Origin of the sequence: Oceanisphaera litoralis (genome assembly GCF_016907015.1) — a bacterium.
Classification (GTDB): Bacteria; Pseudomonadota; Gammaproteobacteria; order Enterobacterales; family Aeromonadaceae; genus Oceanimonas; species Oceanimonas litoralis.
Window position 1 is genome coordinate 17493 of sequence record NZ_JAFBBE010000012.1, and the last position, 22850, is coordinate 40342.

The following is a 22850-nucleotide window of genomic DNA, read 5'->3' on the forward strand; positions in this document are numbered from 1 at the left end:
ATCACAGCCAAAAATGGCGCCTTTCGGCGCCATTTTTCATTGCAATCGTTCCCCCTGCAATCGTTCCCCCTGCAATCCGGCCAGCAGGCCGCTGCGCCGCTCTACCCGCCGCTGCACCGCCTGCTCGAACACCGAGGCCCGGCTTTCTATCAGGCTGAAATGATGGCGGGCCCGGGTAATGCCGGTGTAGAGCAGTTCCTTGGTCAGCACCGGATTGAGGCCGTCCGGCAGTATCAGGGCGGTGTGGGCAAATTCCGAGCCCTGGGATTTGTGCACCGTCATCGCAAACACGGTTTCCACCGCACTCAGGCGGCTGGGCAACACAAATTTAAGCGAGCCCGAGCCGTCGTTGCGCGGAAAGGCCACCCGCAACAGGGTGCGGCCCGGCTCGTCCGGCAGGCGCAGGGCGATGCCGATATCACCGTTCATCAATCCCAGGCTGTAATCGTTGCGGGTCACCAGCACGGGGCGCCCCTCGTACCAGCCCCGATCCGCCGGCAACAAGCCGCGCCGATGCAGCAGGCCGGCGATGCGCAGGTTGAGGCCCTCTACCCCCCAGGGCCCCTTGCGCACCGCGCACAGCAGCCGAAACTGGTCGAAGGCGTCCAGCACCTGGCCCGCCCACCGGTTCCACGCCGGATCCTCCGGCGGACAGTCCGCCGCCGGCCGCTCGCGCTGCAACAGCTCCAGGTAACCACCGTAGCCGCGGGCCTCTCCCCTCCCCTTGAGCAAAAACCTGTCCAGTGCCTTGTCCTGCTCGCCGCCCAGCCGTTGCAGATGCAGATCGGCGTTACCCTCGGTAAGAATACGACGGGCACGGGTCGCATCCTGCTCGTTCACCGCCTGGGCCAGCCGACCTATGCCGGAGCCACTGCCGAAACGGCGGGAATAGCGCAGCATCAGGGTGCGTTGAGCCAGCGGATATTGCTCGACACTGCCCGGCTGCAGGGCCGGATGGGCCAGAGTTTCGCCACTCACCTGCTCCAGCCAGCGGCCCAGTTCCGGGTCGTAAAAGCCGCCCTCCGCATCCCGGCACAGGTCGCCGAGCAGGGCCCCGGCCTCCACCGAGGCCAGCTGATCCTTGTCTCCCAGCAGGATCAGCCGGGCATGAAGCGGCAGCGCCGCCAGCAGGCAGGCCATCATCTCCAGGTCGATCATCGAGGCTTCGTCCACCACCAGCACGTCCAGCGGCAGCAGGTTGCCCGCATGATGACGAAAATGGCGGCTGTCGGGCAGACTGCCCAGCAGCCGGTGCAGGGTAGTGACCTCGCTCGGGATCTGGCTGCGCACCGCCTCGCTCACCGGCAGCGAGGCGACCTGGGCGCCGATGGACTCGGTGAGCCGGGCCGCCGCCTTGCCGGTGGGAGCCGCCAGCCGGATGCGCAGCGACTGCTCGCCCGCCGACTGCTGCAACAGCGCCAGCAATCGCACCACAGTGGTGGTCTTGCCGGTGCCGGGGCCGCCGGTAACCAGGCTGAAATTGCCCCGCGCCGCCAAGGCACAGGCCAGCTTCTGCCAGTCGGTCTGCCGCTGGCCGTCCACCACCAATGGCTCGGGAAACAGCTGCTCCAGCTGTTCGCTCAACTTTTCGGGCAAGGCCGGTTGCTGGTTCAACCGGGTAGCCAATGCCCGGGCTACCGACTGTTCGTAGCGCCAGTAACGGCGCAGATAGAGCCGCTCGCCGTCCAGTACCAGCGGGGTGGCGGAATCGCCGTCGGCACCGGCCACCAGGCTGCTGGCCTGTAGCACCCGGCACCAGTCCTCACTGCTGACCTCGGCCAGCACCCTTGATGGCAAGGGAGTGGTGCCCGCCTCGTCGCCTTCCGGCGGCAGCGACAGCGCAAAGTCGGGGCTGGCCAGGGTGGTGGCCAGATCCAGACACACGTGACCGTGGCCCAGCTGATGGCTGGCCAGCGCCGCCGCCAGCAGCAACAACGGCTCGGCCTCCGGCTCCAGCTCGGCAAAAAATCCGGCCAGGGCCCGATCCAGCGCCCGCAGCCAGCCCTGCTCGACCCAGGCATCCAGTAGGGAAAAGGTCTGCTCCCGGCTGTGCAGGGACGCCTCGGTGATCACATCAGGCTGATTCATTCGATGACTCCTCGTCAGGCTGGCCGGTACCCTCATCGCCGGTACTCTCATCGCCGGTAAAAAGAGCGTCCAGGGTTTCTATCAGTTCGCGGGGCGGCCTGTCCCGGTAGACGGCTTGGGGATGACGCACAAAAAGATAGAGGGCGCCGCCCATGTGGGTGTCGTAATCGTAATCGGGCAGCCGCAGCTTCAACTGACGATGCAGCGCCAGCAGGTAAAGCACATACTGCAGATCGTAACGGTGCTTCAACACCTGCTCGTTCATGGCCGCATCCGTGTAGGCGCCGTCGTCATTGCCCAGCCAGTTCGACTTGTAGTCCACCACGAAATAGCGGCCCTCATGCTCGAACACCAGATCGATAAAGCCCTTGAACATGCCGTTCAGGCTATCGGGCAGCAGCCCGGCCCTGGGCTGGCCCGGCAGCACGGCGGCCTGCACCAGGGCATCGATACGGCGCACGTCCACCCGGCTGACCTCCAGCCAGAATTCCAGCTCCGGCTGAAAGGCGGAAAGCCCGGCCAGCCTGGGCGCCGTCATTGCCTCTGTGGGCTCACACAAGGGTGTATGCAGCAGCTGCCGCAGCCAGTCACCCAGCGGGGCTATCCACTCGGTCAGGCCGCGCAGCTGGCAGCGGCGGGCCAGCTGCTCCGCCAGTGCCGGCGAGTCGGCATCGAAGCCCTCGCGCCCGGCCAGCTCCAGCAGGCCGTGCAGAAAGGTACCCGGATTGGGCCCGCGTGGAAAACGGTGCAGGGTCGGCGTTTCACCGAGCCGCAGCGGCATGAAGACCGACTCCCGTTCATCGTCTGTCACCGTGGCCGCCGCCGGGCTCTCCGGCGCCATATCCTCGAAGCGCCGGGTCGGCCCGGCCGCAGTCACCTCACCGGTGCGCAGGGCACTGTAAGAGGCAATCCACCAATGCTCGGCGGCGGCCCGGCCCGGGGTGCGCCAGTGAGGCTCGGTGGCGGCTTCCTCCCGGCCCAGCAACATCTGTGCACTCGGTACGGGGGCAGGCGTCAGCGCTATGTCCCCCGCCACCGCCAGTGGACCCAGCCAGTCTTTCAATGCCTGGCTGTTGGGCAAGGGCACGCCGGCACCCAGCAGATAACCCAGCGCCGAGTCATGCAGGCGCGAGCGGTTGGTGTTGCCCACCTTGATATCGGCCAGGCCCAGCCAGCAGGCGTGGCGGGCACGGGTCAGGGCCACATAGAGCAGACGCAGATCCTCCCCCAGCCGCTCGCGGTCGGCCTGCGCCAGTTGGTCTTCGTCCGGCGTCAGCACCAGACGGCGGCGTTCGCCGTCGTACAGTTGCACCGCCCTGCCCTTTTTCGGCGCCTTGAACGAGCAGATAAAAGGCAGAAACACCAGCGGATATTCCAGCCCCTTGGACTTGTGAATGGTCACCACCCGCACCAGGGCCGCATCGCTTTCCAGCCGCAGCACCTGCTCGTCCGCCGCCTGCCCCTCGCCGCCAATCAGCTCGGCCAGATGACGGGTCAGGGCCTGTTCGCCGTCCAATGTGGCCGCCGCCTGCTGCATCAGTTCGGCCAGGTGCAGCAGGTTGGTCAGGGCCCGCTCGCCATCGGCCCGCACCATCAGCCGCCCCGGCAGGGCGAAGTCGTGCAGCAGCTGATGCACCATGGGCAGCACCCCCTGACGGCGCCAGCGGTTGCGATAGTCGCGAAACTGCATCACCCGACGTTCCCAGCTGCGTTCGTCCTGATTGAGCTGCTCCAGCTCGTTCAGGGTCAGCCCCAGGCTGCGACTGGCCAGTGCCGCCCGCAACAGGCGGTCCTGCTCCGGCTCGGCGCAGGCCCGCAGCCACAACAGCAGATCCCGCGCCTCCTGGCTGTCGAAGATGGAGTCCTTGTCGGACAGATAGACGCTGCGCACCCCGCGGGCGGCCAGCGCAGTGCGAATCGCCTCGGCCTCCCTGAAGTCCCGGACCAGCACCGCGATGTCGCTCGGCTGCAGCGCGGTCAGGCCCTGCTCGCCGACAAAGCCGGCCTGGTTCTGTCGCCCCAGGTTGAGCAGTTCGGTGATCTCGGTCGCCGCGCTGGCCGCCATCTGCTCGCGATAGGCCGCGCCCGACACCGGCTCGTCCTGCTCCAGCTGCCAGAAGGTCAGCGCCGGAGCGGCAACAGAAGATGGGTGTCCTTTCTTGTTGCCAGAAGATGGGTGTCCTTTTTCGTTTGCTTTTTCGTGCTCGTGGCTTTCCTCGTTTGCAGTTCTGTTGACGTACCACCGCTCTTTACGGCCTTTGGCCTGCACCGGCATGAAAGGCAGCGGGTTGTCGGTGCCCTCGCGGAACAGGAAGGCGCCCTTGCCGCCATCGCGCTGTTCGGCCAGCTCGAAGATGCGGTTGACCGCCGTCACCATGGCGGTCGCCGAGCGAAAGTTGGTGTCCAGGCTGTCATGACGGCCGCGGGTGGCGGCCCGTGCGCCGAGATAGGTGTGAATATCGGCGCCGCGGAAGGCGTAAATCGCCTGCTTGGGATCGCCGATCAGGAAGAGGCCGCTGTCGTGATGGTTTTCAACTAGCCGGTAGATGCGGTCGAAAATGCGGTACTGCAGCGGGTCCGTGTCCTGAAATTCATCGATCAGCGCCACCGGAAACTGACTGCGGATCACCTCGGCCAGCCGGTCGCCGTTGTCCCCCTGCAAGGCATCATCCAGCCGGGACAGCATGTCGTCGAAGCCCATCTCGGCCCGGCGACGCTTTTCTTCGTCGAACCGCCGGCGTACCCAGGCGGCGGCGTGGCGGCGGGGTGCCTCGAGAGGAGCGGCAAGGGCGGCAAGCTGCCCGGGCAGCTCACGCATGGCTGTAAAGGCGGGATGTGAAGGGGCGTCCCCGACTTTCCAGGCCTCCGCTATTCCCTCGGGCGTCAGCCGATAAATAGCCGCCTCGCTGAGCGAAAGCTCGATCCCATCACTGTTGATCCAATCGCGTATGGCAGCCAGCCACCCGTCGGTACGCCTGGCCTGCAACCACTTGCCCTGGACCTGCTTTTTGGCGATGGCCGATTGCAGTATGCCATCAAGCTCTTCCAGCCAGACGCCCCAGGGGGCTTTCAGCAGGGCTAACGTCTCCGCCTGTCGCTGCAGATCCGCCGCCAGCAGCTTGGACAGGGGCTCGCTTGCCTCTCCCGCCTCCTGCAACAGGGGCCTCAGTTCGCCGAGCAGGGTGTCCGGCGTTTTCCAGTGGTTGATCACCCAGTCCAGCGCCTCCCCCGTCAGCGGGTAGCACTGCTGGCGCCAGTAATCGCGCACCACCAGCGCCAGCAGCTCGCCGTGATCGGTCTGCAGGGTCTGGGTGAAGAGGCTGCCGCTGTCGAAGGCGTGTTCGCGCAGCATGCGCTGACACCAGCCGTGAATGGTGGATACCGCCGCCTCGTCCATCCACTGGGCGGCGATGTCGAGCCGCCGGGCGCAGGCCGGCCATTGTTCGGCGTCGAAGTCGGCCTTGAGTTGCGCCAGCAGCTCATCGCCCTCTTCCTCGCCGCGAAACACCTGCGCCGCCTCCACCAGGCGGGCTCGAATGCGGTCGCGCAGCTCGCGGGTGGCGGCATCGGTAAAGGTCACCACCAGTATCTCCGGCGGCAGCAGTTCGCGCTCGAAGCCGGCGTCACCACCGTGGCCCAGCACCAGCCGCAGATAAAGGGCCGATATGGTAAAGGTTTTGCCGGTGCCGGCGCTGGCCTCGATCAGTCGGCTGCCGTGAAGCACAAACCGCAGTGCCAGCGGACGGGATGAAAGTGCGCTCATTGATCTGTCTCCAGCGGTTCGGGTTGATGGTCCAGCAGGGGCTGATAGAGCCGCGCGCTCCAGTCGGCGAAGTCGCCGCTGGCGTTGAGCGCGGCAAAGGTCGGGTACTGGCGGGACAGGGCGGCATTCTGCCGGCTCTCCCCGGCAAACCGATAATCGTCGCCTTCGTAGGCTTTGCGGGCCTTTTCCTCGTCCTGCTGTTCGAGCCAGACCATGGCGGTATTCAGCGCCACCGGCAGCGGTGCCTCCAGTCCGAGTCGCCAGGCCTCCAGCCAGCCCTGCAGAATGCGTTCGGCGTGGCTCTGGGGCAACGGCAGGAACAACAGGGTCTCGTCCTCGCCCACCAGCAGGGTGGTCAGCTCGATGCCGACGGCGGCCGCCGTCACCTGGGTGACGAAGGGCCGCAGCAGCCGATGCCATTTGAAGGTTTTCTTGTTCATCAGGGTGCCCGGTTGCAGCTCGATACGCGCCAGCCGTTCCCCGGCCTGGTGCAGGCCACCCAGCCAGCCTTCCAGTTCTATCCCCCCATGGTCAAACCGCAGCGGCAAGGGGGATTCCAGCGGCGTCGGCCACTGCTGGCACACCGCCTGATAACGCTGCAGTTGCTCGGGCAAGGGCGCCAGCAACTGTGCCTTTTGTCGTTCGCCGAAGCCGGCCAATGGCAGCAGGCCCTGGCCTTCCAGCCGGCGGGCCTCCAGGGCCAGCGACTGTTCCGGGGCCTCGGTTGACTGGGCGGCCTGCTCCAGTAGTTGCCGTTTCAGCTGATACAGCTGCAAGCCATTGAGGCCGAAGGGCTCCTCATCCAGCTGGGGCGGGGTTTCTTCATCCAGATAGACCTTGAGCCGCTGGGTAAAGAAATGCCCCACGGGATCACGCAGAAAGTGCTGCAGCCGATCCAGCTGCTGCGCCTCGTCGAACGCAAGCGGCGGAAGAACGGCCTCGTGCCGTGGCATCTGGCTGCGGTGCAACCCGGCCCATTCCCGGGCGTAGCTGAACAGCGGCCCCTCTTCGCCAAAATAGGCCTTGCTGAAGGGCTGCAGCGGGTGCTCGGTGGTGATGGCCGGCAGTAGCTCGCGACCATCACTCATGGTCCAGCCGCCGGCCAGGTGATCCCGCAGCTGGCCGACCAGCACCGAGGGCGGCCGTTCGCTGTTGTCGCGAATGCTGCGCCCCACCCAACTGATATAGAGCCGTTCCCGCGCCGACAGCAGGGCCTCCAGCAGCAGATAGCGGTCATCTTCCCGCCGGGAGCGATCGCCGGGCCGGTAATCTCCCGCCATCAAATCGAAGTCGAGCGGGGTCACGCTGCGCGGATAGTCGCCGTCGTTCATGCCGAGCAGGCAGACCATGCGAAAGGGAATGGCCCGCATCGGCATCAGGGTACAGAAGTTGACCGCCCCGGCCAGAAAACGCTGGCTGAGCGAGCCCTGATCCAGGGCCCCCAACCAGGCCTCGCGCACCACGTTGAGCGGCAGCGGCTCCTCGAGTTCGACCCCGGCGCAGAGCGCCTGCCAGTTTTCCAGCGCCTCGGTCAGGCCCGCCAGCAATGCCTGATCCCGATCGTTGGCGGGCAGAAAACACGACGCCAGCACGCCATGCAGCACCTGCCCCCACTCTGCGGGCAGATGAGGCCGGGACAGTTGCTCATGCAAGGCATCCAGGGTATCCAGCAGCCTGACCAGGGGGCCTATCAGGGCCGCGTCCAGGCCGCCGATTTCATCAAAAGGCTCTATGCCCTGACAGGCGTCTCCCGAGCCCACCGCATAACCGAGCAGCATGCGCCGCAGGCCAAAACGCCAGGTGTTCTGCTCCAGATCCGCCGGCAGCCCCAGGGCCGCACGGCGCCGGGCATCCAGCCCCCAGCGCACCCCGGCGCCTTCAATCCAGCGATGCAGGGTGGGCACATCCTGTTCGTTAATACCGAAGCGATCGCGCAAGGCCGGCACTTCCAGCAGATCCAGTATTTCGCTGACGGTCTGGCGGTTGTCCGGCAGGCGCAACAGCTGTTCGAGGGCGATCAGCAGGGGTTCGGTGCCCCGGCTGCCCTGATCCGCCAGGGTAAAGGGAATATAGCGATCGTCTTCCCGGCCGTACTGGCCGAACACCGCCTGGATATGAGGGGCGTAGACGTTGACGTCCGGCACCATGACGATAATGTCGCGCGGGCGCAGACCGGCATCGGTGCTGAAGTACGCCAGCAGCTGATCGTGCAGTATTTCCACCTCCCGCTGGCCGCTGTGGGCCACATGAAAGCGGATGGACGCGGTGCTCTCGGTCAGCGGCGACCACTGCTCGCGGGTTTCCGCCAGCGGCCGCAGGTTGAGCATGTCGTCCTGCAGTTGACCGAGCAGATGGCCGACATTACCTTCACCGAACAGGTCGATGCGGCTGCCCATCGCGTCGAACCTCGCCTTGTAGTGTTCGGGATCGTCGACGCTGTCGAGCAGGTTGATGTAGTCCCGCCCCTGCTTGCCCCAGGCCGCCAGCAAGGGGTGGGCATGCTGATGCAGATCGCTGTCGGTCAGCTCAAGTGGCTGTCCCGGCTTGCGGGCATGGCGGCGGTAGCGGTGCCTGAGCAGGTCCTGATCCGGCACTATGTCACCCCAGTGATGCTGACAGGGGTTGTGCACACACAGCAGCACCTGGGTGAAGCGCGCCAGTGCCGCCAGCGCCTCCAGGGTCTGGGCCGGCAGCGAGGAAATACCGAACACAATCACCCGGCGCGGCAGGTCCGCCGGAACCTGCTCGCATTCTCGCAGGTGTTCGACAAAGCGCGGATGCACCCCGGCCCGGCTGCCGGCCAGCTGCTCATGGCCCACGTCTTCCAGCAGTGCCCGCCACAGCGCCGGTTGCCACAGCACGGCGTTATCCAGCGGCACCGGTCCCCGGCGGGCGCTGATGATCCGATCCCGCCCTGCGGCCCATTCCGCCAACCAGTCGGCTCTGTATACCTGATACTGATCGAACAGATCCGCCAGCCGTTCGGCCAGCTGATAGCGCTTGCGACAGTCGTCATCCTGCTGCAGAAAACGATGCAGCGGCGCAAAGCGTGCATCGGCCAGCAGTTCGGGCAACAGCCGCACCAGCCGCCAGGTCAGCGGCGCCTTGTCGAGCGGCGACTGTAACGGAATGCTGTGACTGCCGAGTACGGCACGGTAGGTTTGCCACAGAAAACGCGCCGGCAGGTCTACCTGCATGGCGGCGGCAATACCGCCGCTGCGATGCTCGGCCAGCGCCAGCTTCAGCCACTGGGCGATACCGTTGCTTTGCACCAGTATCACCTCGTTTTCCAGCGGTGCCAGCGGGTTACGCCGCATCCAGGCCACCGCCAGCTCTCGCAGTTCCTCCAGCTGATTGCCGTGCACCACCATCAGCCCCGGCGTCAGCACATCATTATTCTGCATTCGATTCCCTTGTTATTATCCCGCACCGCCCCATGATAATGCCAAATCCCCTTAGTTAGGACATCCATATTTAAACCCTTTTAATCCTCCCGGTTAGGACACCCACCTTGACGCTTTGGCTTTCCCAGTTAGGACTCCCACCTTGATGCTTTGGCTTTCCCAGTTAGGACACCCATCTTGATGCTTTGGCTTTTCGGCGTGATCAGTAGCAGTTGCCATCAAGCCGAAATAAGACCAGCTCACTCGAAGGCGGCTAACACACCGGTGTAGATAACAGGTTTAAATGGTCAGGAGAGAAAAACAGGGGGTCGCTTATGTCTCAGTGTTTGAGAGGTTTAATGTTGACCGAGCCGGCAGTACCGCAGCTTGGCACCGCTCTATGCGGAAAAAGACGGGCCCTGCACACATCGTCGGTGGTGCGCCTGGGCATAGCGTATTCTGCTCATCCCACGGCCGATCACGCTGCCTCGGGATAAGTGATGAGGCTTCAGGGCGGCGAGAAAACCAGCCGTGCCCAGCCCCAGACGCGCCAGAATAGGCGGGGTATCTTCGGCTATCACACCTGCTTTGTCTTCCCGCCTCGCTCTCCCCACCCAGTCTACCAGCTGCAGGTAGTCGGCAAAGGAGAAAGGAATGCCTTTTTCGTTATCCTGATGAAAATGTTCGATAAAGGGGAGCAGCGCAAGACCTTGGGTCTGATCGCTCGGTGTATGCTTGTCCGACTGGGCATGGTGTTGAAGCCGCTGATGCAGAGACACATCCACCGAGTCCTCCGGTTGCTCCACCATCCCGGCTCGCAATGGATTAAGATCCACATAGGTCATGCAAGCCAGCAGGCCGGCGTCATCCAGAATGGCTTGGGAGCGAAAGCGCCCCTCCCAGAACCGCCCCTTGCAGTTGTCTTCCTCATTGGCTTTACGCGCAATATGCTCGTTGAGACAGCGCATATACCAGGACAAATCACTCAGCCGACGGCGCCAGCCGGCAATAATGCCCTGCGCCGCCAACTGCTCTGCCTCGGTGTCGGCGGTACCCGCCATATAGCGTTCCACCAGTACCGGCAGCCGAAACAGCCGGTGCCAGCGCGCCACCACTTCGTTCTCGGTCAATGCCTCGGCGGCGGCAGTATCCACATGCACCACCAGATGATAGTGATTGGCCATGACCGCATAGGCGCACAAGTCGATGGTGAATACCTTCTGCAGCTGTCGCAACCGTGCCAGCACCCAGCGTTTGCGATGATTGAAATCCTGGCCGGTCAGTCGGTCTTCGCCGCACAGATAGGCACGTCGCACACAGCGGCAGATACAATGGTAATAAGGTGTATCAACCGGTGACACCAGCTCGGAACGAGGACGAGTCATAAAGCTCCCCAAGTACAACGGATTAACCACAAGCTTAGCTGTAGTTCAAAAAACAGCCAACCCGATGGGTGTCCTCTAATACTGTTCACCAAATACAAAGGATGAACCTCAAGCTTAGCCTTGGTTCAAAAAACAACCAACCCGATGGATGTCCTCTTGGTTTTTTAATCCGATGGGTGTCCTCTTTGGCTTTGTTGAGGGGGGGTGGCTAAGAGTCCGATGGATGTCCTCTTGGTTTCCTCTTGGTTTCTAATCTAGTGGGTGTACTTTTTCCTCTTCCTTTTTGTTTCGCTACGGAGACTTACGAGCCAGACTTTGTGCCCAAATCCATCGCCTGCTCCGGCGGGATACGGGCAAAACTGACCGGCATCTTGCGCAGGCAGTCCTTGCCGCGGGCGGTCAGGTCGGACATGAACTGAAACTGCTGACGCGGATCCATCGGATAGGCCTTGATGCGATAATGGGTGCCCCAGGGTTGCTCTTCCAGCACGACCAGCACGGGCTGCTGTAACTTGAGATAGGGGCTGGTCAGGGCCACGTCCTGCAGCACCCGACGCACTTCATGGGCATCGTGATCCGGCTCCAGATAAAAGCTCACCACGCACATCAGGCTGGCGCCACCGTTGTTGGCGTTACGAATCAGCCCGGTCCACAGTCTTTGGTGGGGAATAAACACCACGGTATCACTCGGGGTGACGATTTCCACCACCCGCATCCCCACGTGCCTGACCTCGCCGTAACAGCCGTCCACCTCTATCCAGTCGCCGGGCCGGTACGGCAGCTCATAGGCGGCCACTATGCCCCCGAGCAGGCTGCTGACGTAATCCTTGAGCGCAAAGCCGATGGCCAGACCCGCCGCCCCCAGTATCGCCAGGGTGTTCTGCACCGTGAGCTCGATGAACAGCGGCACTATCCAGATCAGGGCGGCCAGTATCACCAGGATGCGAATGGTGGGGATCAACGCCAGTACAAACAGTCGCCGGCTACTGTGCAGCCGCTCCGCCAGCCAGGGCAGCAATTTCTGGCTCAGCCACACCAACAGTATCGCCACCAGTATCACCGCCAGGGCTTCAATCAACGTCTGGGTGGTGATATCCCTGAACAACCTGACAACCTGCTCCGTATCCATGCCCACCCCCGTTAAAAGTCGTCCAGCAGATAACCCCGGCTGCCAAGAAAATCGCGCACCGTCAGATAGCCATACACGCAAAGCCGCCAGTGCTCCCTGTGCCGCTCGACAATGCCGAATTGCGCCAGCCGCAACAGCTGCACATTAAGCTGGTCCGGGGCCATGACCGGCAATACCCGTTGCAATTCCTCTCCGCTCAGGCCCCGATGCAACAGCAGCGAATACAGGATAAAGGCGGTGCCGTCGTCCGCCTCCAGCGGCAGTTCCGGCAGCGGCTTGTCTGCGTTCACTCTACATTCCCACAGCGCCAGCGCCAGCCCCACGTTGCCCCGCGCCTGGCCGGCCAGGTGACTCAGCTGCCGATCCGATCCCGTTATGCCGATCTGGCGCAACAGGGCCTGCCCGGCCGGGGCAAAGCAATAAACCCGGGGCAGGCTGAGCGGCCAGGTACGCCGCAAAAAGGCAAAGGTCCAGCTGTCGCACACCACCAGCCCCTTGCCAAAATCGCCGTGCAGCAGCCTGGGCAGCAGCACCCGGATAAAGCGCAGGCCGTCGGCAAAGCGCAACAAATAGCGGGCCAGGTCGTCAATCAGCCAGGGCACGCCCCGGGACATTTGTTGCTGCCACCACTCATCCACTGCCACCGCACGGATTTGAGTCGTATCCGGTGGCGTCAGCAAGGCCCACCCCTGTTGCCAGGTCCAGTCCCGGACAATGGCGGCGCTGCCGCTGAACGGTGGATCCAGCAGAAAACAGACGCTGTTGTCGGCCCCGTCAACCCAGTCGGAAAAATGCGCGTTCAGGGCGCCGACCGCAGGGCCACGCTCAAACTCCTGATAATCGGGCAGTTCGGTGTCTTCATCCTGGGTCGCCGTTTCCTCGTCCTTCAGCCCCAGAATACGCAGCATCCGCCGCCAGGCTCGTTGAAAACGGGTCACCGTCGGCGGTGCCGGACAGTTAAAATCTTCCGCCGGGATCAATTGCCAGTGGTTGTGAGCGGTCATCGAACTCTCCTTTTCATGCCCGGATTGACGACTCGCGATAACAATAGCGGCCACCTTTGCAGTCAGTGTAGCCGCTGGCGCACGCAGACTTGATGTGCCGGACCAAAGACAGCGGCGGGAGTGAGGTTACACCGGCGCGTCTTTCGGCTCACCCCGATCGCATTTTTTGCACAATAACAAATGGCCCAGCATGGCTTGCCGCCCCGCCGCCGTGGTGACCCAGGGCCGGTTGATAAAAGGCGGCCGGTGGCGCACATGCTGAAAATGACCGCACTGCAATTCTGCCACCCAGTCATCTTCTTCATCTCGGTGGTAGCCGGTAATGGCTTGTTTCATCTTTCTGACTCTTTTATGACTCTCTGTGTCGTCGACACTGAACTCGTTATTGCCTTGCCGCTGGGCAAAAAAAAGAGGCGGACAACGCGTCCGCCTCTCTTATTTTTCTGCTTTCATGGCGTAAATAGCCAGCCGGATCGCGTATCTCTTACCCGCAGCACTTCTTGTATTTGTTACCGCTGCCGCAACTGCAGGGATCGTTGCGCTCGGGCGTCTTGTCCTGCCTGACGGTATTTGCCTTGTTGAGCAGCGTGGTCAGTTCGGTAATGGACTCGACCGCCCCCTCATTGCTATCGATAGTCACCTCGGCGAACAACCGGGCCTCGGCAGCCTGAGCCTCGACTTCCAGCTTGCGAGCCTCGCTGGTCACCACCAGCGTAAGCGGATGCTTTTTGCTACCGAGCTTGTGGCTGGCCTTGGTGTTATAGCCGTAACTGATGTGGCTTTGGCGCGCATCCTGGCGGCCCTTGAAGAAAAACTTGTCTGACATGTCGTCATCCTTACTGCTTGAAAGGACAGGGGCTATCACCATCTATGCGCTGGCCGCTGCTGAAATGAAGGGGTGCTGGTGCGCCAATACCCGTATCATGGCTTGATAAAAAAGGGGCATTGTACTCGAGCGCCGTTAAAACCGCTTCAGAATACTGTCATCATAATCATCAATATTCGGTGTCAGCTTGTACTGGGCCGTCAGAGTGTCGAGTTGTGCCTGTTTGGCATTTAATTCATCCATGATGATGGTATTGTCGTCCAGCTGCCACAGTTGTCGTGAACCGGCATAACTGTACTGCAGGGCCAGCAGCGCGTCCGCGTCTCCTTGCCGGGCCGCCGCTTCCAGCTTGCGCATTTTACGGGTGATCTTGTTCAGCGACTGCTTCAGCTCCCACACATAGAGCACCTCGGTCAGGTAATCATGATGGCGATACTTGCTCAAGCCCCACCCGATGACGGCCGCCGTCACCAACACCCCCAGGGCGTTCCAGTGAAAGTGACTGCCGTCCGGATCCGGCAACAGGGCGATCAGGGTTTGCGAAACGAGTAAACTGCCCGCCGCCAGCACCAGTGCGCAACCAATCAGCACCCGATTCAGATGGCGACGATAACGGGTTTTATCGATGTCGATTAACGTCATAACGACCTGAAAGAAAAGTAAAAAGAGACCGCATTATAACCAAAAAGCGCCCCGTTCACTATCGCCGCTCACTACCGGCGGTAAGCAAAGCCGATCATAGGGGGCCGGATCCTGCTACCCTGGACGCCTGATTGAAGCAGACCTGAGCAAGCGAGCCCATGATGCCGGAAAAAGTCGCGATTTTTGTAGATGTGCAGAATGTGTATTACACCTGCCGACAGGCACTGGGAGGCAATTTCGACTACAACGCCTTCTGGGCCCGGGTGGCCGACGGCCGCGAAGTGGTGGCGGCCTTCGCCTATGCCATCGACCGGGGTGACGAGAAACAGCGCCAGTTTCAGAATATCCTGCGGGCCATCGGCTTCGAGGTAAAGCTCAAGCCCTTTATCCAGCGGGCAGACGGCTCGGCCAAGGGCGACTGGGACGTGGGCATTACCATCGACATGCTGGAGTCGGCTGCCGTCGCCGACACCCTGGTGCTGGTGTCCGGCGACGGGGATTTTGCCATTCTGGCCGACAAGCTGCGCCTCCATTACGGCAAACGGGTCGAAGTCTATGGCGCCCCCGCCCTCACCGCCAGGGCGCTGATGGACGCGGCCAGCGACTTTATTGCCATCGATCACGGCCTGCTGTTGCCATAAACCGCCGGCACAAAAAAACCGCCTTGCGGCGGTTTTTTTCAGAATGACATTCGCGATTAGGCGCGGATGAAATCCAGGTGGGTCAGCTTCGGCTTGAAGGGGTGACGCTGTACGTCCTGAACCTTGACCTTCACTTCCTGACCGTCGATAACCAGGGTCAGCACTTCGCTGTAGAAAGCGTTGTCGGCCTGAGCGATGTTGGCTTTTTTGTGATCCAGAGCGATGGCTACCGGCTCCTGGCCTGCACCGTAAACGATGGCAGGTACTTTTTCTTCATGACGCAGGCGGCGGCTCGCACCTTTCCCCAGGTCTGAACGAACTTCAGCTTCAAATACGAATGACATAATTTTCTCTCTTAAGGTTGGTGGCGAACGCTGCGACCGGCATTCGCCTGTAAAAAGCGCGCGGATAGTAACATGCACCGGCCCCGGCAACAAGGTAAAGCAGAGATCGTGAGGGGTGAGGAGTCGAAGTGTGAGGAGTAATACACGGGTGTTGTTCCTGCCTCCTCCTCACCCCTCACTCTTAACCCCTCACGCCTCACTCTTCACTCCTCACAGGCTGTTTATCTGCTGCTGGATACGCTTGTCCGAGATGGGGTACGGCGTGCCCAGGGTCTGGGCGAAATAGGACACCCTGAGCTCCTCTATCATCCAGCGGATGTCCGCCACCTCGGGCGCCAGCGGCTTGCCTTTGGGCTGCTTGTTCAGCAGCGACTGGTAGGCCTGCTGCACCTGCTGAATTTTCAGCAGGTGCGCGCGATCCCGGTGCGGGTCTATCGCCAGCTTGTCCAGCCGGCGCGACAGAGCCTCCAGATAACGGCCAAGATCGCTCAGGCGCTCGGCACCCGTCCCGGTCACGAAGCCGCGGAAAATCAGCCCGTCCAGCTGGGCCTGAATGTCCGACATGGCCATGGCCTGCGCCAGATCTATCTTGCCCTTCAGCCGTTTCTTCACGGCGTGGGCCCGGCTCAGTACCTCTTCCACCTGCAGCGCAATGTCGGCCACCGCCTGATTCAGCTCGCCGGCCACCTTGTCTTTCAGCGTGGCAAAGGCCTCGGGCGTCCAGGCCGGGGCACCGTGTTGGCGCATCAGCTGGTGCACGCCGGCACGAATGCAGTCATCCACCAGATCCAGCACCTTGCCGTAGGGATTGAAATACAGCCCCAGCTTGGCCTTGTTCGGCAGTTTTGCATGCAGATACTTGATGGGCGACGGCAGTTGCAGCAGCAAGAGCCGGCTCTGGCCGCTCCACATGGTCTGGGCCTGGCTGACTTCGTCTTCACACAGGGTCAGCGCCACGCTGTCGCCCTGATCGGCAATGGCCGGATAGGCCTTCACCTCGAAGCCGGCGCGCCTGGCGGCGTAGGTTTTGGGAATGGTGCGCGCGGGAAAAGCCAAGAGCCCGTCCTGCTCGAAGCGATCGTCATCCACCGCCTGAGTCAGCGCGGTCTGCACCTGGCCCTGCAGCGACAACTTGATCGCCTCCAGATCCCGGCCTGCCGCCAATACCTTGCCGTCGGCGTCCAGCACGCAGAAGCGCATGATCAAATGCGCCGGCAGTGCCTGCCAGTCCCAGTCTTCTCGCGGCACCGTCACCCCGGTCATGCGGCGCAGGTGCTTTTCCATCTGATCGAGCAGCTCGCCTTCCAGCGGCGTCATGGCCGCCAGCAGGGCCTCGGCAAAGTTGGGCGCCGGCACAAAGTGCTTGCGCATCGGCTTGGGCAACGACTTGATCAAGCCAATCAACAGCTCCCGACGCAGGCCCGGCACCTGCCACCGGAACGGTGCCGGATGCACCTGGTTCAACAGCGGCAGGGGTATACGCACCGTGACCCCGTCTTCTTCCTGCCCCGGCTCGAACTGGTAGTCCAGTGCCAGGTTCAGGCCGTCGTGCTGCCAGGCATCGGGGTAATCCCGGGTGGTGACCTTTTCGGCTCTTTCGTTGAGCAGCATCTCTTCGGTAAAGTGCAGCAGTTCGGGGTTGGCTTTGCGCGCCTGTTTCCACCAGTCGTCGAAATGGCGAATCGACACCATGTCGGCAGGCAGCCGCTCGTCGTAAAAACGGAACAGGGTTTCGTCGTCGATCACCAGATCCCGACGGCGCGACTTGTGCTCCAGGGCCTCGGCCTGCTCCAGCAGGGCTCTGTTATGGTGAAAGAACTCGTGGCGGGTGTTCAGCTCCCCTTCCACCAGCGCCTGTCGGATAAACAACTCGCGGCACAGCTTGGGATCGACCTGGCTGTAGTTGACCCGGCGGCGCACCACCACCGGCAGCCCGAACAGGCTCTGACTCAGGTAGCCCATGACCGCACCCTGCTTTTTCGACCAGTAGGGTTCGCTGTAACTGGACTTGAGCAGGTGGGCGCCCGCCCGCTCCAGCCAGTCCGGCTCCAGCCGGGCGGCGGTGCGACCGTAAAGACGGTGGGTTTCGGTCAGTTCGGCCACCATCAGCCAGCGAGGCGGCTTTTTGGCAAGACTGGAGCCGGGCACCAGCACGAAGCGGGCATTGCGGGCGCCGATGATGTCTTTTTTGTCGCCATCGCGCATGCCGACCTGGCTGAGCATGCCGGTCAGCAGCGCCTGGTGCAGGCTGTTATAGTCGGCCGGCTCGCTGTTGAGCGCAAAGCCCAGCTCGCGCACCACCAGCCGCAGCTGGCTGTAGATGTCCTGCCATTCGCGCACCCGCAGATAATTCAGAAACTCCTTGATGCACTGTTTGCGAAACTGGTTGCCGCTTAAGCTTTTTTGCTGTTCTTTCAGGTAGTTCCACAGGTTGATGTAGGCCATGAAGTCCGAGTCTTTGTCGGCAAAACGGCGGTGCATCTCGGCGGCAGCCTGTTGTTTGTCCTGCGGGCGCTCACGCGGGTCCTGAATGCTGAGTGCGGCGGTGATCACCATCACCTCGGTCACGCAGCCGTGCTCGCGTGCCGCCAGCACCATGCGGGCCAGTCGCGGATCCACCGGCAGCCGGGCCAGATCACGCCCCAGTGGTGTCAGTTTCAAATCTCCCTGATCGCCAAGCACGGCGCCCAGCTCTTCCAGCAGTCGAATGCCATCGCTGATGTTCTTGCGATCCGGCGCTTCCACAAACGGAAAGGCCGAGATATCGCCCAGCCCCAGCGACAGCATCTGCAGGATAACCGAGGCCAGGTTAGTACGCAGAATCTCGGGGTCGGTAAATTCGGGCCGGTTCATGAAGTCATCTTCGCCGTACAGACGAATACAGATGCCCGCCTCTACCCGGCCGCAGCGGCCCATCCGCTGGTTGGCACTGGCCTGAGAGATGGGCTCAATCGGCAGCCGCTGCACCTTGGTACGATAGGAGTAGCGGCTGATGCGCGCGGTACCCGGATCGATCACGTAACGAATGCCGGGCACGGTAAGCGAGGTTTCGGCCACGTTGGTGGCCAGCACGATGCGCCGGCCGCGGTGAGATTCGAAAATGCGGTTCTGTTCGGCATTGGACAGCCGGGAATAGAGCGGCACCACTTCGGTGTGGCGCAGCTCCAGCTTGTTGAGCGCATCGGCGGTGTCGCGAATTTCCCGCTCGCCGTTCATGAAAATCAGAATATCGCCCGGGCCTTCCTGGGTGAGTTCGGTCACCGCATCGAAAAGGCCCTGCAGCTGATCCCGCTCCCGGTTGTCATCCAGCAGCGGCCGATAGCGCAGTTCCACCGGATAGGTGCGGCCCGACACCGTGATGATGGGCGCCTGGTTGAAATGCCGGGAAAACCGCTCGGGGTCGATAGTCGCCGAGGTGATGATCACCTTGAGATCGGGCCTTTTCGGCAGCAGCTGCTTCAGATAACCCATGATGAAGTCGATATTCAGACTGCGTTCGTGGGCTTCATCGATAATGATGGTGTCGTACTGGTGCAACATGCGGTCTTGCTGAATTTCGGCCAGCAGTATGCCGTCGGTCATCAGCTTGACCTGGGTGCCTTCACTGATCTGATCGTTGAACCGCACCTTGTAACCGACCCGCTGGCCCAGATCGCATTCCAGCTCTTGCGCCAGTCGGGTGGCCACGCTCCGCGCCGCCAGCCGGCGGGGTTGGGTGTGGCCTATGGTGCCCTCTATTCCCAGGCCCAGTTCCAGACACATCTTGGGGATCTGGGTGGTTTTACCGGAGCCGGTTTCGCCGGCGATGATCACCACCTGATGGTCACGAATGGCGGCCTTGATGGTGTCGCGCTTTTCGCTGACCGGCAGCTGCGGCGGATAATGAATGGGCTGTTCCAGCAGGGCCTGCCGACGACGGCGCTCGGCGATCGAGGCGGTCATCTCGGCGGCAATGTTTGCCAGCACTTTTTCCTGTCTGGCCCGGGGCAGCTTGGCCAGGCCCTGCAACCGACGACGAAAACGGCCGCGCGCGGCACCCCTGCACTCTTTCAGCCTTGCCTGCCACTGTTCAACGGACTGCGTCAAACCCAACCCCATTCACTCGATTAAAAACTGGCGCGCAGTCTAGCAGAAATGCGCCGCGAAGGGAGCCGGGATGGCGCATCGCCTGGCGTCGTCAGGCGTCGTCAGGCGGTAGCGGCGTCGTTTATTCAAAGCAGGGAGTATCGTCATCATGAGCGCCATTTCACTCGTTTTGCCATGATAGCGGCGCCACGCTCTGTCACCCGATTTTCGATGCGCCTACCCACTTTGGTGGTGTTTTTATCATCACAACATCCGTTCGCCGACACCGATGACGGTCAGGGGGCCGTTAAAAACGTGATATAGATCTAGATCCGCACGATAAAACAACATTCACAACAAAGCGACCAAAGAGCATAGAATAAAAATACAAACAATTGATTTTAATAGGTTTAATAAAATAAAAACACAAAACAACAACACTATAAACCGCGTGGAAACGCCGTGAAAGACGAACAAAACCTGACAAAACAGACATCAGGAACGCCATACATCGAAACAAGCAAACAAACCACAAAATACCGATTGAAAAGAAAACGACACCCCCGTATATTAGGTTCACAGCCCATCGTTGAGGAAGGTAAAAAATGAAAGAGTTGGTTATCACCGTCATTTTTACAGTCGGCGCCGCTTTAGTCGCCATTTCTGCACCTTCCTTGGCACAAATGTAAAAATGAGCCCGGGAAGACAGGACTGTAAAACACAATGTAAAACACTAAGAAATAAAAATATTGCCTGTAATAAACAAGACTGTTTACAGATAATCCAGAGAGTAAAAAGGCGCCTCCAGAGGCGCCTTTTTACTCTCTGCGGTTTGCCCCCTGTCGGGTTTAGTAAGGGGCCACACTCATGGTGCTGCCCGAGCCCACCAGCCGTACCCGCTGACCCGCCTGCCAGTCGCGATCGGCCTTTTGCACCACTATCAGGCTGTCGCCCCGGTCGGTACGCACTTCCAGCTCCACCGCTCTGACCTGGTTGATTTTGTCTTCGGCCCGCGAGCCCACCATGGCACCGGCAATGGCGGCTGCCGCCGTGGCCAGTGAACGGCCCGAACCGCCGCCAACCTGGTTACCCAGCATACCGCCGACTACACCCCCACCAACGGTACCGATAAGGTTCGGGTTTTCGTCACCGGCCTGAATGGTCACCGGCCGCACCGACACCACGGTGCCGTAGGTCACCGTTTGCGCCTGCTTGGCGGCACTGCTGCTGTACACATCACCGGAATAGACATCCGGGTTGGCACAGCCCGCCAGACCGAGCGCGGCCACCACGACAACCGCTGACAATGTTTTCATTTTCATATTGAACCCCCTATGGAAAGCGATACCGTCATTCTCGTTTTTATTATCGCAAAAGAATACAGACCCGACTGTAATAGCCTTTATTGCGTTATTCATCGGCCAATACCGACTGTCTCTGATTGGTTAACCCCAGTCTACCCTCATTCGGCCCGGAAATAAGCACGGGCACAAGGGGTTCCTTCCTGTCGGCGAAAACCAGAAACCACAACGGTCGACCCAGGGGCCGGCCGTTGTGGTAAGAAAGAAGATGACGCCGCGGCTTAAATGGTGGTACCCACCGGCTTGTCGGTCAGTAAACGCATCAGCAACAGCCACAGCGCCCAACCGGCCACCAGCAGGATGACAAACAGGAACAGACCCGAGTGGAATTTTTCCAGCATCATGCCCGCTATCATGGGGCCGGTCAGCGAGCCGATGCTGTAGGTAAACATCAGTTTCTGGGCCATTTTCACCAGCGCCCGACCCTGCATCTTGCCACAGGCATAAGACATGGTGGTGGGATACAGAGTAAAGCCCCCCGCTCCCAGCAGCGCAAAGGCCAGGAGCATGGCGCCCTTGCCGTCAAACTCCCACAGCAGCAGACAACCGGCGCCAATCATCAGGGTCTGTACCGCCATCATGGTGCGCTTGCCGAACTTGTCGGCCAGGCTGCCGTTGGGTAACTGAAACGCCATGCCGCACAGGATAAGCCAGGCCATGTAGAGCCCGATTTCCCCCCCCAGCGACAACTGCTCCAGCTGAATGGGCATCAGGGCATAGAGGGCACCGAGCAGCATGCCCGCCACCAGACAGCCGACCAACCCCAGGGCTCTGTCGGCCCGGGGCGGCTTGCCGCTGTTGGCATTGACGCCCCCCTCGGCCTTCAAATTCGGTCGTTTGGCCCACAGCAAGGGTACCACAGCAAGCACACAGAGGCCGGAAGCCAGCCAGAAGCCGGTCATGCCGGCGGTCGGGATCCAGTCGATAAACAGCTGGCTGATGCCGTAGCTGAAGTAATAGACAAGCATGTAACGGGCCATGGCACTGGAACGACGATGCGGCGGCGCCACACCCAGCACCCAGCTTTCTACCGCCACGAAGCTGACCGCCGCCGCCATGCCCGCGAGCACGCGCAGTATCAACCAGACCGGTAGCAGGCTGGTCCAGGTCAATGCCAGGGCGGCCAGCGCCAGCGTCAGGCTGCACAGTACCAGCGAACGCACGTGCCCCAGCCGTTCGATCAGCTTATCGGCAAAGAAGCTCGCGCCCAGCATGCCCAGATAAAACGCCGAGCCCACCAGACCAATTTGTGCCGCCGGCGCCCCCAGATCATTCAGGCACACCGCCACCAGGGTCAGCAAAAAAGCGTTACCCAGGGTAAGCAGTGTCAAATGCAGATAAAGGGGAATTAAATACATGGCGCCTCCGGTTTTTGAGGCGCGCATTCTAGGATCGGCTATTTGGCAAGTACAACGAGAAAAATTGGGACTTTACCGCAGTTTTTTTGCTGTTTAACCGATGTTAAATCACAATTGCCAGATAATGCCCTGTCCCGTGGTCAGGGCACCCAAAATTAACAAGGCAGCAACCGCAATCACCGGTGGCCGGGTCTGTTCTTTTCGCAGCAAAGGCAGTAACCAGATGATGGCACCAAGCAAGATGGCTGCACTCATCTGGGTGAAGGGCACTATCAAGTGGCTCATGTCCGGCTGCCCATTCCGGGCCAGACTGCTCTGGGCAAACAGGGCCTGCACCAGCAGCAACAGCAAGCAAGCGACAGCAAAGACGATGCCCGCCAGCGGCAGCAGGGTATTGAAGGCCTGCAAGCGGTGCTTGGCGCGCACCATGATCAGGTGCGCAAACACACAACCGCCGGCGCCGGCTACCAGCAGCGCGGCCGGGCCCGTTATGGTCATGATCCAGACACCATAAAGCACCGCCAGTACCAGCGCCGGTGTGTGCCAGCTTAACGGCAGGCTGCGCTTGCCCTGCAGCCGCGCCTGATACAGGACGGTGCCCAGACCGGCGGCCAATGCCAGCCCGCCCAGCCACAACAGGGGCACCGGCACCGCCGCTTCCACCCCCAGCATCAGGGCCAGGCCAAAGACCGCCCAGGCCGACAAGAGGCCATCGCTGATGCGCCGACGCTGGCCAGGGCAGAGATCGCCGTTTCGTAATACCCACAGCAGCAGGCCCAGGGCCGCAATGGCGGTTAATGCCAGTGGCGCAAACAACCGCGCCGGCAACAGTTCTGTCATCGGTCATTCTCCAAAAGATAA

Annotated in this window: 15 protein-coding genes; 1 reads left to right on the forward strand and 14 read right to left on the reverse strand. The window is 61.6% G+C overall.

Annotation, left to right across the window (positions count from 1 at the left end; genetic code table 11):
• Positions 1–36 precede the first annotated feature (36 nt).
• The 9 genes from recD to HNR62_RS08870 form a co-directional block, all read right to left on the reverse strand.
• On the reverse strand, positions 37–2088 hold the full coding sequence (recD, locus tag HNR62_RS08830) for an exodeoxyribonuclease V subunit alpha (RefSeq protein ID WP_204795719.1): 2052 nt from the start codon (positions 2086–2088) through the stop codon (positions 37–39).
• Complete coding sequence (gene recB / locus HNR62_RS08835) at positions 2075–5851, reverse strand: exodeoxyribonuclease V subunit beta (protein ID WP_204795720.1); 3777 nt, start codon at positions 5849–5851, stop codon at positions 2075–2077. Before recB ends, recD begins: the two co-directional genes overlap by 14 nt.
• Complete coding sequence (gene recC, locus HNR62_RS08840) at positions 5848–9255, reverse strand: exodeoxyribonuclease V subunit gamma (protein ID WP_204795721.1); 3408 nt, start codon at positions 9253–9255, stop codon at positions 5848–5850. The genes recB and recC overlap by 4 nt, the downstream gene beginning before the upstream one ends.
• Positions 9256–9632: 377 nt before the next feature.
• Complete coding sequence (locus HNR62_RS08845) at positions 9633–10619, reverse strand: transposase (protein WP_204795722.1); 987 nt, start codon at positions 10617–10619, stop codon at positions 9633–9635.
• Positions 10620–10920: 301 nt separating this feature from the next.
• A complete protein-coding gene (locus HNR62_RS08850) occupies positions 10921–11748 on the reverse strand; it encodes a mechanosensitive ion channel family protein (RefSeq protein WP_204795723.1) in 828 nt (275 codons plus the stop codon).
• 11 nt (positions 11749–11759) lie between these two features.
• Positions 11760–12752 carry a hypothetical protein gene (locus HNR62_RS08855; RefSeq protein WP_204795724.1) on the reverse strand — a complete coding sequence of 331 codons (993 nt, stop codon included), beginning with the start codon at positions 12750–12752 and terminating at the stop codon, positions 11760–11762.
• A 126-nt stretch (positions 12753–12878) separates the two neighbouring features.
• Positions 12879–13088 (reverse strand): DUF3565 domain-containing protein, encoded by a 210-nt coding sequence (locus HNR62_RS08860; RefSeq protein ID WP_239552699.1) that lies wholly within the window; start codon positions 13086–13088, stop codon positions 12879–12881.
• Positions 13089–13236: 148 nt separating this feature from the next.
• Complete coding sequence (locus tag HNR62_RS08865) at positions 13237–13578, reverse strand: PBPRA1643 family SWIM/SEC-C metal-binding motif protein (RefSeq protein ID WP_204795725.1); 342 nt, start codon at positions 13576–13578, stop codon at positions 13237–13239.
• 135 nt (positions 13579–13713) lie between these two features.
• Entirely contained in the window at positions 13714–14220 is a 507-nt protein-coding gene (locus HNR62_RS08870) for a DUF3087 domain-containing protein (protein WP_204795726.1), read from the reverse strand.
• Positions 14221–14378: 158 nt separating this feature from the next.
• On the opposite strand from HNR62_RS08870, the gene HNR62_RS08875 reads away from it, so the two are divergent.
• Entirely contained in the window at positions 14379–14861 is a 483-nt protein-coding gene (locus HNR62_RS08875) for a LabA-like NYN domain-containing protein (RefSeq protein ID WP_239552700.1), read from the forward strand.
• Positions 14862–14917: 56 nt separating this feature from the next.
• Here the strand turns inward: HNR62_RS08875 and rplY are convergent, their stop codons facing one another.
• The 5 genes from rplY to HNR62_RS08900 form a co-directional block, all read right to left on the reverse strand.
• Positions 14918–15205 (reverse strand): 50S ribosomal protein L25, encoded by a 288-nt coding sequence (gene rplY / locus HNR62_RS08880; protein ID WP_204795727.1) that lies wholly within the window; start codon positions 15203–15205, stop codon positions 14918–14920.
• Positions 15206–15415: 210 nt separating this feature from the next.
• Entirely contained in the window at positions 15416–19291 is a 3876-nt protein-coding gene (hrpA, locus tag HNR62_RS08885; RefSeq protein ID WP_420827150.1) for an ATP-dependent RNA helicase HrpA, read from the reverse strand.
• An 827-nt stretch (positions 19292–20118) separates the two neighbouring features.
• Complete coding sequence (locus HNR62_RS08890) at positions 20119–20592, reverse strand: outer membrane lipoprotein (protein WP_204795729.1); 474 nt, start codon at positions 20590–20592, stop codon at positions 20119–20121.
• A 260-nt stretch (positions 20593–20852) separates the two neighbouring features.
• On the reverse strand, positions 20853–21989 hold the full coding sequence (locus HNR62_RS08895; RefSeq protein ID WP_204795730.1) for an MFS transporter: 1137 nt from the start codon (positions 21987–21989) through the stop codon (positions 20853–20855).
• 108 nt (positions 21990–22097) lie between these two features.
• The gene (locus tag HNR62_RS08900; protein ID WP_204795731.1) at positions 22098–22829 is read right to left on the reverse strand and encodes a hypothetical protein; all 732 of its coding nucleotides are present in this window, start codon (positions 22827–22829) and stop codon (positions 22098–22100) included.
• Positions 22830–22850 lie beyond the last annotated feature (21 nt).

Bases quoted from the DNA above. Each gene is read 5' to 3' on its own strand.
- recD (WP_204795719.1), bottom strand. From the start codon at position 2,088: ATGAATCAGCCTGATGTGATCACCGAGGCGTCCCTGCACAGCCGGGAG.
- recB (WP_204795720.1), bottom strand. From the start codon at position 5,851: ATGAGCGCACTTTCATCCCGTCCGCTGGCACTGCGGTTTGTGCTTCAC.
- recC (WP_204795721.1), bottom strand. From the start codon at position 9,255: ATGCAGAATAATGATGTGCTGACGCCGGGGCTGATGGTGGTGCACGGC.
- HNR62_RS08845 (WP_204795722.1), bottom strand. From the start codon at position 10,619: ATGACTCGTCCTCGTTCCGAGCTGGTGTCACCGGTTGATACACCTTAT.
- HNR62_RS08850 (WP_204795723.1), bottom strand. From the start codon at position 11,748: ATGGATACGGAGCAGGTTGTCAGGTTGTTCAGGGATATCACCACCCAG.
- HNR62_RS08855 (WP_204795724.1), bottom strand. From the start codon at position 12,752: ATGACCGCTCACAACCACTGGCAATTGATCCCGGCGGAAGATTTTAAC.
- HNR62_RS08860 (WP_239552699.1), bottom strand. From the start codon at position 13,088: ATGAAACAAGCCATTACCGGCTACCACCGAGATGAAGAAGATGACTGG.
- HNR62_RS08865 (WP_204795725.1), bottom strand. From the start codon at position 13,578: ATGTCAGACAAGTTTTTCTTCAAGGGCCGCCAGGATGCGCGCCAAAGC.
- HNR62_RS08870 (WP_204795726.1), bottom strand. From the start codon at position 14,220: ATGACGTTAATCGACATCGATAAAACCCGTTATCGTCGCCATCTGAAT.
- HNR62_RS08875 (WP_239552700.1), top strand. From the start codon at position 14,379: ATGATGCCGGAAAAAGTCGCGATTTTTGTAGATGTGCAGAATGTGTAT.
- rplY (WP_204795727.1), bottom strand. From the start codon at position 15,205: ATGTCATTCGTATTTGAAGCTGAAGTTCGTTCAGACCTGGGGAAAGGT.
- HNR62_RS08890 (WP_204795729.1), bottom strand. From the start codon at position 20,592: ATGAAAATGAAAACATTGTCAGCGGTTGTCGTGGTGGCCGCGCTCGGT.
- HNR62_RS08895 (WP_204795730.1), bottom strand. From the start codon at position 21,989: ATGTATTTAATTCCCCTTTATCTGCATTTGACACTGCTTACCCTGGGT.
- HNR62_RS08900 (WP_204795731.1), bottom strand. From the start codon at position 22,829: ATGACAGAACTGTTGCCGGCGCGGTTGTTTGCGCCACTGGCATTAACC.